Below are 17,330 nucleotides of genomic sequence, written 5' to 3' on the forward strand. Positions count from 1 at the left end.
ATTGGCAATATTTTGGGATGCCGCAACTTATCATAATTATCAAGAATTTCGAGAATATTTGATAAAAATTAATCAAGATTTACCAGAAGAAGAATGGTTGATAAATTGTACAAAATTTACCCCGAATTCCCCGGAGCAAAACCCTATTGAAGATATTTGGTTACAAGTCAAAAAATTCATCAGACAGTTTGATCATCTTTGCAATTCTTTGAAAGTAGTTAAGTGGCTATTTAAGTTTTTTGCAGATGGTCAAATATTCGATTTCCCAAAGCTTTTTCAGTATGGAATTTTGCCAGAACCTATTTAGGATTACTATATGTTCTAGTATTTCAGTATTAACGAAGTATTTGGGATTTTGAGAAAAAACATCCCGCACTTCATCTAACTTTTTTCCTAGTGTTTTGTTTTCCAAATCAGCACTTTTTATAATCGTTAAAATGATATTTGCGACTTCTTCAACTCCAGCAGAGGAAGAAAAAATAGAATGACGATAACTATAGGTTTCTTCAGTTACTTCACCAATTAAGCAAGAATTTACCCCAGATAAAAGCGATTCTCGTAAATGTTCAATATCAAATCCAGAAGGTAATAAATTTGTTAGGCAATTTACAAGATCGTTCATATTTAAGCGATGGCGTAAAACTTCTGTGTAATTTAATTTTCCGAAATTATCAAATTAAGGTGTTTAACATTTCTAAATCCTGTTAGCGGAGTTTTTCCGCACCGAAAACCCTTTAACAGTTTACTATTCCATATTTCCTATTCCCTATTCCCTATTCCCTAGCGCGTAGCGCTATAAAAAAATTAGTTGCCAGTAGAAATTTTTCCTACCAACAACTAATAATAATTAATTATTAAATAATTAATCGACTTACCTAGGAACAGGCAAAGAAAGTTGAGGTTTAGTATCTGGTTGATGACCATTACCATTACCATTAGAATGCTCTGGAGATAATAATACTTGACGAACTAAACGAGCGATCGCCCGTTGAGTCAAACCACTTGCAACTTCTTGCCCCATCTTTTGCATTTCTGGTTTAGCTAATAAACTTGGCACCAACTGTGCTAACTGCATAGCATCAAAACCAGGGGTATCTTGAATAATTTGCCAAATACGTTGAATATGCTCTGCTCTTTTTTCTTCTGGAGAATTTGTAGATGTAATTCTGGTCGGTTTTTCTTCCTTCATACCCAACAATTCACCCACTCTATTTCTCATATTAGAAAAAGTATTTCTGGATGCTAAGTCGAGACTATTAATCAACTCTTCAACTAAACGCACCCTAATAAAATCACCACGTTCAGATAATAAGAAATCTAGAGCTTGGTCTAACACCTTGCTAATATCATAATCATCACTATTACTCGCATTTCTTAATAAATTTTCTAATCTATTCCAACGAAAATCACCATCTTTAAAAAGTAAATCTTTCAGAGAAGTTCTTAACTCAGGAGCAGGGTCAGTTAGTAAACGTTTAGCCACATAAGGATAAGCTTTACTCAACACCTTAAAATTAGGCTCGACATTAATCGCAATACCTTCCAAAGTCACCAAAGAACGAATAATCAAAGCATAATAAGCAGGCACAGTAAATGGATACTCATACATTAAAGCTGATAACTGGTCTGTAATACTCTTAAAATTAAGTTCTGCCACACTAGCACCAAGAGCATTATTAAACACACCAGCTAAAGCAGGAATAATCGGAGTTAAATCAGTATCAGGAGTCAAAAATTCCAGCTTAATATAATCCTGAGCCAAAGCTTCAAAATCACGATTTACTAAATGTACAACTGCCTCTAATAAACCATATCGTTGATAAGGTTTAACCTCACTCATCATGCCAAAATCTAGATAAACCAACTTACCTTCTGGACTAGCCAATAAATTACCAGGATGAGGGTCAGCATGAAAAAAACCATGTTCTAATAACTGTCTCAAAGAACATTGCACGCCTACTTCTATCAGATATTTAGCATCAATATTTTTAGCTTTTATAGCTTCCAAATTAGTCAGCTTAGTTCCCGTTATCCACTCCATTGTTAATACACGACGACCCGTATATTGCCAATAAATTTGAGGAACATAAATATCTGGAAGATGACCGTAGAGTTGTTTAAATTTTTCCGCATTACGACCCTCTTGAGTGTAGTCCATTTCCTCAAATATTCGATTCCCAAACTCATCCATAATAGCTACTAAGTCACTGCGGAGTCGCTTAATACTTTTATGTGCCCAAATAGCTAGTGTTCTTAATATATAAATGTCTAAAGCAATATTTTCTGCTAAACCAGGACGTTGTACTTTTACTGCTACTAATTCCCCTGTTTTAAGTTTGCCTTTATAAACTTGTCCAAGAGAAGCTGCAGCAATGGGATTAGGTGTTAATTCTGCATAAATTTCTTCTGGACGAAAACCTAATTCTTCTTCTATAAAACGATAGGCTAATTCATTAGGAAAAGCGGGTAATTGGTCTTGTAATTTAGTCAACTCTTCTAAATATGTGGGAGAAGCTAAATCTGGTCGAGTAGATAGTGCTTGTCCCACCTTAATAAAAGCAGGACCAAGATTTGTCAAAATTTCTCTTAACCTAATTGCCCGTTTTGGTTCATTTTTAGTGGCATTACCTGTAATTTTGTCCAACCACAAACTAAAAGCAAATGATAAAAAAGTCCATAAAACACTGATGCGCCTTTTCCATACTGGCAAAGGGCGTTTACTGTAGAAAGCTGTTATTACTTCTGGGTCATAGCGTAGAGCATTACTTTCTACTGGTTTTGAATAATCTTGAGACTTAACCATATCTATATTTGTGACTGGTGTTGCCTCTATTTCTAATGTGTCTAATTTCTTACTATGTGAATTCAAATATTCTCGTTGAGGAGTAGATGATATTGTTTCCATATTCATAAAATTTCAGATTTTTTTTATAAAGGTTGTTAAATATTGTAACAATATGGCTGTCGTTTCAACTTAAGTCAAAAGTCAAAAGTCAAAAGTCAAAAGTAAGATTTTAAAAGTTGGAAAAATGTATTTTCTCAGCAAGAAAGTAAGAAACAGGTTTCACTGAGGTCATACTAAATATCGAAAAATTAATTGTTAAATCTCACTGTTGCGACATACGCAATAGTAGAACATCAAACCTAGAGAGCAAGGAAACTCAGAGTTGATTTCCACATCTAAGAAAATATTTGACTCTGTCTCTCTACCCGGAATTTCCTCTAGTCACAGAAAAATTATTAGTTAATCAAGAATCGAAAAATTAATTGTAAAAATGGCTATTGCGACATACGCAACAGTAGAACATCAAACCTAGACTGCAAGGAAATTGAGAGTTGATTTTCACTGCCAGAAAATATTTGACTCTATCTCTCTACCCGGAATTTCCTCTAGTCACAGAAAAATTGTTAGCAAATCAAGAATCGAAAAATTAATTGTCAAATTTCACTATTGCGACATACGCAACAGTAGAAATTAAGTCTAGAGAGCAAGGTAACTCAGAGTTGATTTTCACTGCCAGAAAATATTTGACTATCTCTCTACCGGGAATTTCCTCTAGTCACAGAAAAATTGCTAGTAAATCAAGAATCGAAAAATTAATTGTTAAATCTGACTGTTGCGATATACGCAATAGTAGAACATCAAACCTAGAGAGCAAGGAAATTGAGAGTTGATTTTCACTGCCAGAAAATATTTGACTATCTCTCTACCGGGAATTTCCTCTAGCCACAGAAAAATTATTAGTAAATCAAGAATCGAAAAAATAATTGTTAAATTTCACTATTGCGACATACGCAACAGTAGAACATCAAACCTAGAAAGCAAGGAAACTGAGAAAGGTGAAATAATACCAAATAGAAATTTGATTTTATTTCAAAAATTCTTGCAGTTTTACTTTAATCAGTAATACCCAGATTGTTGTTTCTGTCAGGATAGTAAAAGAAAATAATCTGAAAAATCTTTGACAAAATTTGAGCGTATCTCTCTACCTAAAATTTCCTCCACTCACAGAAAATTAATTGTCAAATCTGACTATTGCTCTATACACAATAATTAGAAAATACACCCATCTCCCTATCACCCCATCTCCCTATCACCCCACCTCCCCATCTCCCCATCTCCCTATCACCCCACCTCCCCATCTCCCCATCTCCCTTTCAGCTATAATTACCAGGAATCCTCAACAAAAGAAAAAGCCTTACCCCATGCTAAAAAACGACCCACTTTGGTTCAAAGACGCCATAATTTATGAAGTACCAGTTCGAGCTTTCGCTGATAGTAACGGTGACGGTATTGGAGACCTCCGGGGACTTACAGAAAAATTAGACTATTTGCAAGACCTGGGAGTAACAGCAATCTGGACCTTACCATTTTTCCCCTCTCCCCTCAGAGATGATGGTTATGACATTGCTGACTATAGAAGTATTAACTCCATCTACGGCAACATAGAAGATTTTCAACAACTTCTAGATGCTGCCCATGACAGAGGTATTCGGGTCATTATTGAACTTGTAGTTAACCATACCTCCGACAAACACCCTTGGTTCCAAAGAGCACGTCGCGCTCCCAAAGGTAGTGTAGAAAGAGATTTTTATGTTTGGAGTGACAGTGCTGATAAATTCCCAGAAGTTCGGATTATTTTCCAAGACTTTGAAAATTCTAACTGGGCATGGGATTCTGTGGCTCAAGCTTACTATTGGCATCGCTTTTTTTATCATCAACCAGACCTCAACTACGAAAACCCTGCGGTACAAGATGCTGTTTTAGAGTTGGCAGATTTTTGGTTGAGCATGGGGGTTGATGGAATGCGCCTTGATGCAGTTCCCTATCTTTGTGTTGAAGAGGGTACTAACTGCGAAAACCTGCCAGGAACCCACGTCTTTCTCAAAAAATTACGGGGCCACATAGATGCCAAATATCCTAATAGAATGTTATTAGCAGAGGCTAACCAATGGCCTGAAGATGCAGCTAAATATTATGGGGCCGGAGATGAATGTCACATGAATTTCCATTTCCCTTTGATGCCTCGTTTATTTATGGCTTTGCGGATGGAGGATAATTTTCCAATCTCCGATATTCTCAAACAAACTCCTTCCATACCCAATAACTGTCAATGGGCTTTGTTTTTGCGTAACCATGATGAGTTGACTCTGGAAATGGTCAGCGATGAAGACCGAGATTATATGTATAAAGCTTATGCTCAAGACCCACAGGCTAGAATTAATTTGGGTATTCGTCGCCGTTTATCCCCTCTATTGGGAAATGACCGTCGGCAAATAGAGTTGCTGAATAGTTTATTGTTGTCTTTACCTGGGACTCCGGTTTTATATTACGGGGATGAAATAGGTATGGGAGACAATATTTATTTGGGCGATCGTAATGGTGTGCGGACTCCGATGCAATGGACTGCCGACCGGAATGCTGGTTTTAGTCGTACTAATCCCCAAAGGTTGTATGCTCCTGTGATTGTTGACCCTGAGTATCATTATGAAACGATTAATGTGGAGGCTCAACAGGCTAATTCTAATTCTTTGTGGTGGTGGATGAAGCGTTTGATTTCTACGAGGGAACGTTTTCAAGCTTTTGGACGGGGTTCGTTTGAATTGTTGCATCCGGAAAATAGAAAGGTCTTGGCTTTTACTCGTACATATTCTGGTCAGCATATTTTAGTAGTGGCTAATCTCTCTCGTTTCGTGCAAATAGTAGAGTTAGATTTATCAGCTTTTAATGGTATGGTTCCTGTGGAAATTTTTGGTCGAACTAAGTTTCCAGCTATTCAAGAGAATCCATACTTTTTTAGTTTAAGTCCTTATGCTTTTTACTGGTTTACTTTACAACCACAACAAACTTATATTGAGACTCCAAAACCTCTGAGTAAACTTCCTGTTTTGACTGTAGCAGGTAATTGGAAAGATATATTTTCTCAGGCAGAAATCAAGAGTAGATTAGAGTCAATTTTACCTAATTATTTGAGCAGCTTCCCTTGGTTTGGAGGTAAAAATAAGGTGATTCAATCTACAGAAATTACAGAGGTAGTTCCTATTGATTATGGGCAAAAAGAAGCTGCTTTAATATTTTTAGAATTTAATTATACAGAGGGGCCGACAGAAACATATTTGATTCCTTTAAGTTATTTAATTCCCACAGAAAAAACTCCTAAAATTTCTCGGGAACAGATTGTTGCAGACTTACAAATACAAGAGCAAGAAAAGCCTGGAATTTTATTTGATGTGCTAGGAGACGGAGATTTTCTAAATCTGCCGTTGAATGCCATCAACAAAAAACAAAAATATCGCGGCAATAGTGGTGTTATTCAAGGAAAATCCACTGATGTATTAGCAGAGATAATGCAGAGAACTACAGGGAATATTAATCCTCATATTTCCTCTGAAAGACATGATAAAACTCTGATTAATTTCGGTACATCATTAATACTTAAATTATTGCGAAAACTAGAAACTGGTATTAATCCAGATTTAGAAGTTGGCAACTTTTTAACAGAGAAAGCTAGGTCTGAAAATTCAGAAATTGCCGAGAATATTGCTCAAATAGCAGGATATCTAGAATATCACCAACAAGAAACTAACTTAATAACTATTGGTATATTAGAACAATTTATTCCTGAAGCAATGGATTGTTGGTCTTATACTTCTGATATTTTGAGGGATTATTTTGATAGAATAATGGTGGAACAAACCTCTGTAAATGAGTTAGAAATTCCTCAGATTACTGTTAATAATGCTTTAAATATTGAAATCACAGAAGAAGTCTCCGATTTGATTGGTTCTTATATAAGTTTCGCTGAAAACTTAGGCAAAGTTACAGGAAATATTCATCATGCCCTAGCCTCTGATTTAGAGAATCCAAATTTTGCTCCCGAACAGTTTACACCTTTTTATCAAAGGTCAGTTTATCAGTACATGAGAAATCAGACAGGAAGAATTTTATTAAAGCTCAAAAAACACTTATCAGGATTTTCACAAGATAAACAACAATTAGCAAAAAATGTGATTAATCGTCAGGACCAAGTTATGAAACATTTAGGTTCTGTCGTAGAACGAAAAATTACCGCAATGCGTACTCGTTGCCATGGAGATTATCATTTAGAAAACGTTTTATTTACAGGCAAAGATTTTGTAGTTGTTAATTTTGAAGGAGAAGGTGTTCGACCTTTAAATGAACGTCGCATGAAGCGTACCTTACTTCGAGATATAGCAATAATGTTAGAGTCATTTTATTATGCAGCTAACGTTGCTCTCCAGGAAGAAATTAAAAATGGGATAATTCGTCCTGAAAATTTACTTGCCATGGAACAATGGTCTACATTTTGGTATACCTGGGTGAGCATATCTTTTTTAAAAGCTTACCTCAACAATACAATGTCAAGTTCATTCTTGCCTAAAACCGAAGAAGAAATACAGGTACTTTTAGATGTTTATCTCTTAGAAAAAGTTATCTATGAACTTGATTATGAACTTACTTATCGTCCTGAATTTGTGGAAATTCCTTTGGCAAGAATTCAACAATTAATTCCATGATTTATCAAGAAAGAATTCAGGAGTCAGTCCTCAGGAGTCAGAATTCAGAAGTCAGATAGGGGAACCGTCGGATTGGCGACGTACAGAAGTTATTTTTGTAATACCAACTTGAAAAAAGAATGCAAATTGTACTTCAATTATTAAGTAATTAACACAGACTGAATAACTTTTTTAATAATTATTAGCTAGTTATTGTTAATTATTCTTATCTTTACTTCTCCCCTACTCCCCCGCAATGCGAAAATGTAGCAAACATTTATCAAATTGGTATAAGGGGGATTTGAGCAAGCCTCCAAAAACATTTTGCCTTAAAAAGTGGGGTTGCGCGACCCAATTATTTTGATAAATTAAAGATAAATAAATGGGTTTAATATTCCCACTAAGTTTGATGATTTGCTGGTATTCAATTAGTGGTATTCAGAACTGCCACTAATTGATTCTAACTCCTTCTTCAAAGAGCAAATTTAGGAATAATAGCTGTGAGTTTATTTTTCGGTAAATTTATTGATACTCAATCACAAATTTTGCTAAATTATATCCTTAATGAATGCTTGATTTTACTGTAAGCATTCAACTATTAGCATTTCCGTTTGTCATGCTACGCAAACAAATTTTGAAAGAATCAAGCAACGACTAAGATTCGCTGATGACCAATTTCATTAATAACTTTTCATTATTATTCGAGACTAATTCTTCCTGTCAAAATAATGAGTTATATCATGTCCGGTTGAACAGTGATAAATAAATAACTACGGAGTCCTCAGGAGTCAGGAGGTAAGAAAGAAGAAGGAACAGGAAGAACTGGAGTTGAAGGAGAAAGTTTTTTGTAAGCATTCAGCATTTCCTGCGGAATGCTGCGCAAACAGCAGTCAGCTATCAGCTCTTGAGAAACATCTACATTTCCCGCTATAGAATTGTATGAATTGAACTCAAACTAATAGTTCTTATGGTTCATTCTCTGATTAAAAATGTAATATAAGTTAAACAAATGCTTGCTTCATTCATTAAAAAGCTAAGAACTGAATACTTACAGTTTTTTTATAACTAATTATCCGGACATGATATTAATAACTCATAGCTGATAACTGATAGCTGATAGCTGACCGCTGAATGCTTACATTTTTCGAGATTCATACAGCCATTATTTTGAATCAGATGTTTGAATTAACCTGATGAGATAAAACTTCTCAATAAAATACAGCAGTTTCCTGCTTGATGAAATACTTATCTTGATGATTTTAGGGAGTAGGGAATAGGGAATAGAGAATAGGGATGATGAGTCCAAGGATAGAGAACAAGCAAAAAATATTTACCGAAAAATTGTGGTCTAAAACCTCCCCTTTTAAGGGGATAAAAAAGAGAATATTCCAGACTTTCAATCCCAATGCTTTCCTAGGTCATGCTGCGCAAACAGCTAGAGGTACTGATAACTTATAACTGAAATGAACCCGTCAATTTCAGAACATTAATCACCGAATCTGCTGTAATTTTCTGGCAAGATATATACTGTATTAATTAGCAACATTGTAGTGCTAAAATAAAAGTAAAGTATATAAAAATTGGGATATTAAATATATTAGGTGGATAATAAACATAAAAATGGGACAAAAAGTGTTCAACTAAATTCTATGAAATTGAATTTCGCAGGCACTACTGATAAAGGTTGTATTCGCTCAGTTAATCAAGATTCTTACTACATAGACCCTGAAGGACGATTTTTTATTGTTGCTGATGGTATGGGAGGACACGCAGGTGGCCAAGAAGCTAGTAGAATTGCTGCGGAAGTAATTAAAAATTATCTTGTTAGCCATTGGCAAGATGTTATAGAATCACCAAAGTTGTTAGAAGATGCTTTTCTCAAAGCTAATGAAGCCATTTTATGTGACCAACTAGAAAACCCGGAACGTTCAGATATGGGTACTACTAGCGTAGTAGTTATATTCAGAGAACAAGAACATTGGTGTGCAAATGTAGGTGACTCTCGCTTCTATCGACTTCGAGACCAAAACTTAGAACAAATTACACAAGACCAAACTTGGGTAGCTCAAGCAGTGAGACAGGATGCTCTAACTCCCGAGCAAGCTAGAGTACATCCTTGGCGTCATGTACTGTCTCAATGTTTAGGTAGGAAAGATATGGGTAAAGTAGACACCTTATCTGTTGATATTCAAACAGGCGATCGCTTATTACTTTGTAGTGATGGATTGACAGAAGATTTATCTGACACGCTAATTGTCCCGATATTAAGTTCTAGTGATGATTGTGAACCTATTGCTCAAGAACTTGTAAATGCAGCTAAAGATCGAGGAGGTCGGGATAATATCACAGTAGTAATTGTCATTGTTGGTAATTAAAAATGACCGAAACATTCTGGTCAATAGCGTTCCCTTTTAACCCACAAAATGTAGCATAAAAATCTAAGTCAAAAGTCAAAATTCAAAATTCAAAATTCAAAAGTAAGAAGAAAATTATAGTGGTCAAGAGAATATTCCAGATTTCAAGTCTCCTTATTGCAAGAGATACTGATAACTGATAACTGATAACTGATAACTGAAATGACCAAAATTATTGGTTTGATTAGTGGCACTTCCGTCGATGGTATAGATGCAGCTTTGGTTGATGTTGCTGGTGGTCAAACAAATTTAAAAGTTGAACTGCTAGCAGCAACTACTTATCCCTACTCAGAAAAATTACGCTCGCAAATTCTTAGTGTTTGTGGCGGTGCATCTCTGTCAATAGCTGAATTGGCAGAACTTGATGATGCTATTGCCCAAGAATTTGCCCAAGCAGCATTTACAATTAATCAAAAAAGTGATAGAAAAGCAGAAATTATCGGTTCTCATGGTCAAACTGTTTATCATCGTCCACCATCTCAACAATTAGGTTATAGCCTTCAGTTAGGACGTGGTGAAGTAATTGCTGACATTACAGGAATTCCGACTATTAGTAATTTTCGAGCTGCTGATATTGCTGCAGGAGGTCAAGGTGCGCCTTTAGTTCCTTGTGTAGATATTCATTTACTGAGCCACCCTGAATATAGTCGCTGCATTCAAAATTTAGGTGGAATAGGAAATGTCGCTTATATTAAAAGTCAAAAATCACCAGACTTCAAAAATAGTATTTTAGGTTGGGATACAGGTCCGAGTAATACACTATTAGATTTAGCAGTACAACACCTTTCTCAAGGTAGTAAAACCTATGATAAAAATGGAGAATGGGCGGCCAGTGGAGTACCATGTCAAGACTTAGTAGAAAAATGGTTAAAACAAGACTTTTTCCAACAAAAACCACCAAAATCTACAGGTAGAGAATTATTTGGCAAAGACTATTTATTTAACTGTCTTGCTGATGGAGAAAATTATCATTTAAGTGCTGCTGATATACTAGCAACTCTCACAGAATTAACAGCAGCTTCTATTAATCATAGCTATCAAAATTTTTTGCCAAACTTACCAGATCAAATATTATTATGTGGCGGTGGAAGTCATAATTTATATTTAAAAGAACGGATACAGAATTTATTAGTACCAATTCCAGTAATTACCACTGCTGAAGTAGGTGTAGATGTAGATTTTAAAGAAGCGATCGCCTTTGCAGTTTTAGCTTATTGGCGTTCTTTAAAAATTCCCAGTAATTTGCCAGAAGTTACCGGAGCTAAAGCCAAAGTAATGTTAGGAGAAATTCATCAACCGATTATTTAATTAGGAGTCAGGGAGTAGGGAAGTAGGGGAGATTGGTTCTTGAAGTAATTATAGAATTATCAACATAATATTATATAACCGGATTTTAGATTACGCAGTAATATCATATCCGGATCATTAGTGATAAAAAAACTTTCTCTTTCTTCTTCTTTCTTTCCTCCTGACTCCTGACTCCTGAGTCCTTCCTCCTCCCTTATTATTTATAACTGTTTCACCAGATATAGTATTATTTCCCAATAGACATCTCCAATAATAATAGGACTTACGCAGAGACTCTACATATAGCGATAAAGAATACTATTTACCACTACAGATGGTGATTTAAAAGTCAATTTGCGTCAGTCCTGAATAAAAAATAAAATCAATTATCCCACTGTTATTCATCAATTATTTCCCCCTACTTTGTACAGACGTTGTATGCAACGTTCCTACTACTTCCTACTCCCTCTTTTATAGAAATTTCTAATGAAAACAACCAATTATTTTCAAAGATTATCTCAATATAACCAATGGATGAACGAAAAAATTTACCAAGTTTGTGTATCCATACCCGATGAAATACGTCGGGAAGATAAGAGAGCATTTTTTAATTCAATTCACGGCACACTCAACCATATTTTATTAGCAGATAAATTGTGGTTAAGTCGTTTTGAAAATTATACTTTTGAAATTTAATCGTTAAGACAAGAATTAATTGCTGAATTTGATTTATTATGGGAAGAACGTCAAAAAACAGACAAAGAAATTCAGAGTTATGTTGATTCGTTAAAAGAGGAAAATTTGTCTGAACCTTTGACTTTTATAAGTAGGTCTCAGAAACGAGAATGTACATTTCCAGTTTGGTTTTTACTCTTACATTTTTTTAATCATCAAACTCATCATCGTGGTCAACTTACTACTTTAATTAGTCAATGTGGTAAAGATTTCGGAGTAACAGATTTATTGTGGTTACCAGAAGCTGAATTTTAACGAAGTCAAAAGTCAAAATTCAGAAGTTGTTTTTAAGTAAGCATTCAGCTATTAGCAGTCAGCTCTCAGCAATAATACCCTGCTTTTAAGGAGATAGTTTAAATGAATATAGACTTTAACGACTTTTGTAGTAAAATTAATTATAACTCAATTAATACAGCTTTAAAACCACACGAAAAGCAGTAGCTGATAGCTAATAGCTGACGGCTGAATGCTTACGTTTTTAAGCAACCCTCCAAAAAAATTCGCCTTAAAAGGCGGGGTATTAGACCCAATTATAAGGAGGCTTTAGACCACAATTTTTTGGTAAATAATATACAGCATATTCCAAGCATGAAGTACAGATATTAATAATTAAATGTGGCTTTGTTGCATGAAAGTAGGGTTCTTAACATCCATTCCGCAGCTATATCGCTCTGTTTCGCGATTATTGATGTTCTATTGATCTATTGTCCAATAGTTATTACTCTGCACAGAAAGCGTACGCTCTGTTTCGCGATTATTGCGCGATTATTGATGTTCTATTGATCTATTGTCCAATAGTTATTACTCTGCTGATTAAACCTCAAAGCTTTTACAGGTAAAAGTTTCAGTCTTTTTCACCTCAAACATTGATGTTCTATTGATCTATTGTCCAATAGTTATTACTCTGCACAGAAAGCGTACGCTCTGTTTCGCGATTATTGCGCGATTATTGATGATCTATTATCCAATAGTTATTACTCTGCACAGAAAGCGTACGCTCTGTTTCGCGATTATTGCGCGATTATTGCGCGATTATTGATGATCTATTGTCCAATAGTTATTGCTCTACTGATTAAACCTCAAAGCTTTTACAGGTAAAAGTTTCAGTCTTTTTCACCTCAAACATTGATGTTCTATTGATCTATTGTCCAATAGTTATTACTCTGCACAGAAAGCGTACGCTCTGTTTCGCGATTATTGCGCGATTATTGCGCGATTATTGATGTTCTATTGATCTATTGTCCAATAGTTATTGCTCTGCTGATTAAACCTCAAAGCTTTTACAGGTAAAGTTTCAGTCTTTTTTACCTCAAACATTGATGTTCTATTGATCTATTGTCCAATAGTTACAGCAGTTTCCGCACTTTATGAAGTACATATGCGGAGCAAGTGCGACAGCTATATATTTTCTTTCATGCAACAAAGCCATTAAATGTTCCCAGTGTGGGCATCTTGCCCGCTATAGCATCTTGCCCGCGAGGGATGTACTTCAGCAAGGTAGAATCCCCTTTCATTAATTGATAATGGATAATGGATAATGGATAATTACCTCTGGTTAAAACCGTTCTTGATTGAATATAAGGAAATATTATTTCTTCTCTTGGTCGATGGTCGGACAGCGAGGAGACCTCGCCATCTCTCGACCGCTTTTTTCCCCTTAAAAGGGGAGGCTTCAAGGCGCGAATTATTTAATTATTAATTATTAATTATTAATTATTCGGTAACTCTACACTGAAAAATTTAAAACTATAATTTCATTAACTTTACCTCTTTTCAAACCTTTAGAATTGATATTTCGTGCTGCCTTAACTATGTGAATTTTATCCTGATAATCTTGATATAAATCCATAATAAAATCAGTCTGAGAATTACTCAACATAACTCGGCAACCTTTCGCTGTTAAATCATCAACAACTTGCTTCAATCTTTCCTGTTCATTCCGGTTAAAACCATTAGCATCATATCCAGTAAAAGATGCTGTATCAGAAACCGGGTCGTAAGGTGGATCGAAATAAATAAAATCACCTTTTTGTGCCTTCTTAACAGCCTCTGCAAAATCCATATTTAATAGTTTTACTTGAGGTTTGTTGAAATATTTACTAACAGCTTTTAAAACATCTTCATCTAATATTTTAGGTTTTTTGTATTTGCCAAAAGGAACATTGAATTGACCTTGAGAATTTACTCTAAATAAACCATTGTAACAGGTTTTATTCAAATAGATAATTCTGGCTGCCCTTTCTACTGCTGACAGACTTTTATATTCAGACATACGGTCTAAATTTCTTACTTCATAATAATCATCCGAACTATTTTTTTCTTGATGTTTTTTTAACTCCACAATTAAATCATCCAAAGAATCTTTCACCACCTGGTAACAGTTAATTAATTCCGGATTTTTATCATTAATAACTGCCCTAGTTGGTTGTAACTCAAATAAAAGCGCTCCACCTCCAATAAAAGGTTCATAATAGGTATGCTTTTTTAGGGATTTTTCATCAATATATTTGATTAATTCAGGTAATAATTGTCTTTGTTAGAGTCGAATGAGATATCACTATCCCAAACTCTCCTTCAGAACCGAACATGAAAGTTCCCCTTCATTCAGCTCCTCCTAGCTAGTTTGACTTGCGATCGCGACTACCATCTTGAAAAATTTTCTGATGATGGCAGTAATTGTGCAGGAATTTTTTGTTAGCCATATTATTTTTATCCCCTAAATATTGGAGAATTATATGGTCTATTTCCAGATTGTCTTCACTGGTAAAATGGGTGCATCTAAATTTTGAATAAAGCCAAAATTTTATCGCTTTTAGACAACGGGCAACAGGCAACAGGCAACAGGGAATATATAGGAAAAAAGTATTTTTGCAAATATGAGATGCACCCGGTAAAATATTAGGGAATTATATGGTCTATTTCCAGGTTATCTTCACTTGTAATTATACAGAATCAGGTTATATAATACAGGCTTACGCAGAGACTCTACTTATGGCTAGAAAGAATACTATTTACCCCTACAGATGGTGATTTAAAAGTCAATTTGCGTAAGTTCTGATAATATATGTTAATTCTATAATTACTCCCCCACTCCCTTCCGTATCCCTGTATCCGTGCCATAATAAGTGTGAGCAACTCCCCTACTCTCTTTTGATGAGAGTATCCTTATGGTTTCGCAATACTTTCCCATCTGGTGTGATGAATTTCCATCCCTGTCCTTTATCTACTCCCCAATATTTGTTTACCGTATGCTTTTTACCCTGCATGGGTGCACGATAGTATCCCCATCTGAGAAGTTGATGAAATAAGATATTATCCATCTTTGCGAACACTCTTGAACTTACCACAGAGTCATAATAATTGCACCACTCCCTAATTTTAGGTGTTAGCACTTCTATTAATTTCTCTTGCGGTGCATTGCGATACAGTCGGATTGTATGTTTTAGGACTCTGGTATGGCGTTTTATAGCTTCCTTTGTAGGTTTTATGAGAGTTTTAAACCCTAGTTTGTTACCATTTCCATCCGTTGCACTATTTATATCTTTGACTCGGTATTGCCTGACATTAAACCCTAGATAGTCAAATCCTGTCTGAACTTTTCCATCTCCTAGAGTATGAGCAATTCTTGTTGTTGAGTCTTTTAATTTTAGACCCATATTTTCCAACCAGTCATTGATAATTTCCAGACATTCCTCTATCACCTTTTTGCTTTCGTGCAAAATAACAAAATTATCCGCATATCTGTGGAATAGAGGTGGATTGAAATTGATATCGGGTTTTCTTCCATATAGTTTAGCCATTGCTTTGTTGGTATATTTCTGGGAAAATTCCTCTTGTAATACCTCCTGCATTCCATGTAAAGCTATGTTCGCTAATAACGGAGAAATTACACCACCTTGTGGAGTACCATTTTCGGTTTTGTAGAAGACATCCTTCTCAATAACACCTGCTTTGAGCCATGCCTTAATTTGACGGCGCATAGCTGGATAAGTATTGAGTTTATTCAATAATCTTCTATGGTTTATTTGGCCGAAGCACTTTTCTATTTCAGCATTTAGAACATAGTAACTCGTTCTTTTGATGTCACTATAGATAGCTGCGATCGCATCTTTAGCACATCTTCCCGGTCTAAAACCATAAGAATTAGCCTCAAATCTTGCTTCCCATTCTGGTTCTAGAGCTATTTTAGCTAATGACTGTTTAGCCCAGTCTTCCATTGTGGGTATTCCTAATGGTCTTTTCTCCTGTTTATTTGACTGAGGAATTTCCATCCTGCGAACAGATTTAGCTTTGCCATCCAGTTGAATTTTTTGGGCTACTTTAGCTATCCCCTCCATTCCTGGAGTATTTTTACCCCTATTATCCTGTGTTACTTTCCTGAGTGCGAGTAGTTTAGCTGATTTAGACTTTACCAGTAATTTCTGTAATTTCCTGACAGTTTTGGTATCACCATTTAGCGACGCTTTGTAGATTCTTTTCTGAAGGCGAAATACTGCTCTATTAACCGATTTCCAGTTAACATCACTCCATTTCATTTCCACCGTAGTTGTTTCACTCGTATTGGTCATTTTGCCTCTTACTTAGTTTCTACTCTCTAGACTTAGGGATGTCCGTCTGCATATCCTGGAAATTACTCCAGACATTGGCTTTTGACATCATCCTTCCCCAATAAAGTTTATAGCTTGGCTGCCTACTCAATGAGAACTTTATTCAGGTTACTTCGTTCCGTAGAGGTTTTGTCTGGTCGGGTTGGGTTCTGACTATACGCCGAGGAATGCTCTTATCGGTAAGAGAAGGATGTTAATCAGAAAGAGGAAATTCTCTGATTCTCATTCCTATAGCAGGGAACAGGGAACAGGGAACAGGGAACAGGGAACAGGGAACAGGGAACAGTAGGAAAAAAATTTCCCTGTCTAAAGATCATTATCAAAATCATAAGGGTCGCGCAACCCCGCCTTGATTGGCGCAATATTTTTGGAGAGTTGCTCAAATCCCCGTTACAAAAATAACTTTTGACTTCTGAGTTCTGAGTTCTGAGTTCTGACTTCGTTAACAGTCTATGTCCGCACCCCATCTGTCTATTGCTATATTTGGATAGAGACTTGACCTATCGTATCTCCATCTTGGACTAACGACGCTTCCAATCATCAGTTCACAAATGTTAACCCTTTCGACCTCCCTCGCAGGGATTTAACCTAGATAGTTTAGTTATTACCTGCTTTTTATCCCGCTTCACTAATTCGAGCGCCACTCTCCTTAATGGGGATAATGGATTCAATCGAACATCTCGATGCTAGGACTTAAACCTAGAAACTCTCTACAGTTGTAGTTGATCTAAAAAAATCAACCCAGGTCATCCCCCGCTCCTAAAAGCAG

Annotated in this window: 7 protein-coding genes and 3 pseudogenes; 6 read left to right on the top strand and 4 right to left on the bottom strand. The window is 35.7% G+C overall.

The window, feature by feature from the left end:
* Positions 1–307, top strand: a pseudogene (locus tag F6K18_RS26025) (IS630 family transposase); the annotation flags it as partial.
* A gap of 564 nt (positions 308–871) precedes the next feature.
* Here the strand turns inward: F6K18_RS26025 and F6K18_RS26030 are convergent.
* A complete protein-coding gene (locus F6K18_RS26030) occupies positions 872–2,911 on the bottom strand; it encodes an AarF/ABC1/UbiB kinase family protein (RefSeq protein ID WP_287525193.1) in 2,040 nt (679 codons plus the stop codon).
* A 524-nt stretch (positions 2,912–3,435) separates the two neighbouring features.
* Between F6K18_RS26030 and F6K18_RS26035 the strand changes: the two genes are divergently transcribed.
* The 5 genes and pseudogenes from F6K18_RS26035 to F6K18_RS26055 all read left to right on the top strand — a co-directional run bounded on the left by F6K18_RS26035 (position 3,436) and on the right by F6K18_RS26055 (position 12,209).
* Positions 3,436–3,675 (top strand): hypothetical protein, encoded by a 240-nt coding sequence (locus F6K18_RS26035; RefSeq protein WP_287525194.1) that lies wholly within the window; start codon positions 3,436–3,438, stop codon positions 3,673–3,675.
* 531 nt (positions 3,676–4,206) lie between these two features.
* Complete coding sequence (gene treS, locus F6K18_RS26040) at positions 4,207–7,539, top strand: maltose alpha-D-glucosyltransferase (protein WP_287525195.1); 3,333 nt, start codon at positions 4,207–4,209, stop codon at positions 7,537–7,539.
* Positions 7,540–9,167: 1,628 nt separating this feature from the next.
* Complete coding sequence (locus F6K18_RS26045; protein WP_287525196.1) at positions 9,168–9,893, top strand: Stp1/IreP family PP2C-type Ser/Thr phosphatase; 726 nt, start codon at positions 9,168–9,170, stop codon at positions 9,891–9,893.
* Positions 9,894–10,094: 201 nt separating this feature from the next.
* Positions 10,095–11,240 (top strand): anhydro-N-acetylmuramic acid kinase, encoded by a 1,146-nt coding sequence (locus F6K18_RS26050; RefSeq protein WP_287525197.1) that lies wholly within the window; start codon positions 10,095–10,097, stop codon positions 11,238–11,240.
* A gap of 465 nt (positions 11,241–11,705) precedes the next feature.
* Positions 11,706–12,209, top strand: a pseudogene (locus F6K18_RS26055) (DinB family protein).
* 1,471 nt (positions 12,210–13,680) lie between these two features.
* Here F6K18_RS26055 and F6K18_RS26060 read toward each other — a convergent pair.
* The 3 genes and pseudogenes from F6K18_RS26060 to F6K18_RS26065 form a co-directional block, all read right to left on the bottom strand.
* Positions 13,681–14,475: pseudogene (locus F6K18_RS26060) on the bottom strand (DNA adenine methylase); the annotation flags it as partial.
* A gap of 97 nt (positions 14,476–14,572) precedes the next feature.
* Entirely contained in the window at positions 14,573–14,788 is a 216-nt protein-coding gene (locus F6K18_RS37380; protein WP_375341351.1) for an HNH endonuclease, read from the bottom strand.
* 306 nt (positions 14,789–15,094) lie between these two features.
* Positions 15,095–16,522 carry a reverse transcriptase domain-containing protein gene (locus F6K18_RS26065; RefSeq protein WP_287525198.1) on the bottom strand — a complete coding sequence of 476 codons (1,428 nt, stop codon included), beginning with the start codon at positions 16,520–16,522 and terminating at the stop codon, positions 15,095–15,097.
* Between the last annotated feature and the right edge of the window lie 808 nt (positions 16,523–17,330).

Source organism: Okeania sp. SIO2C2 (genome assembly GCF_010692625.1).
GTDB classification, from domain to species: domain Bacteria; phylum Cyanobacteriota; class Cyanobacteriia; order Cyanobacteriales; family Microcoleaceae; genus Okeania; species Okeania hirsuta.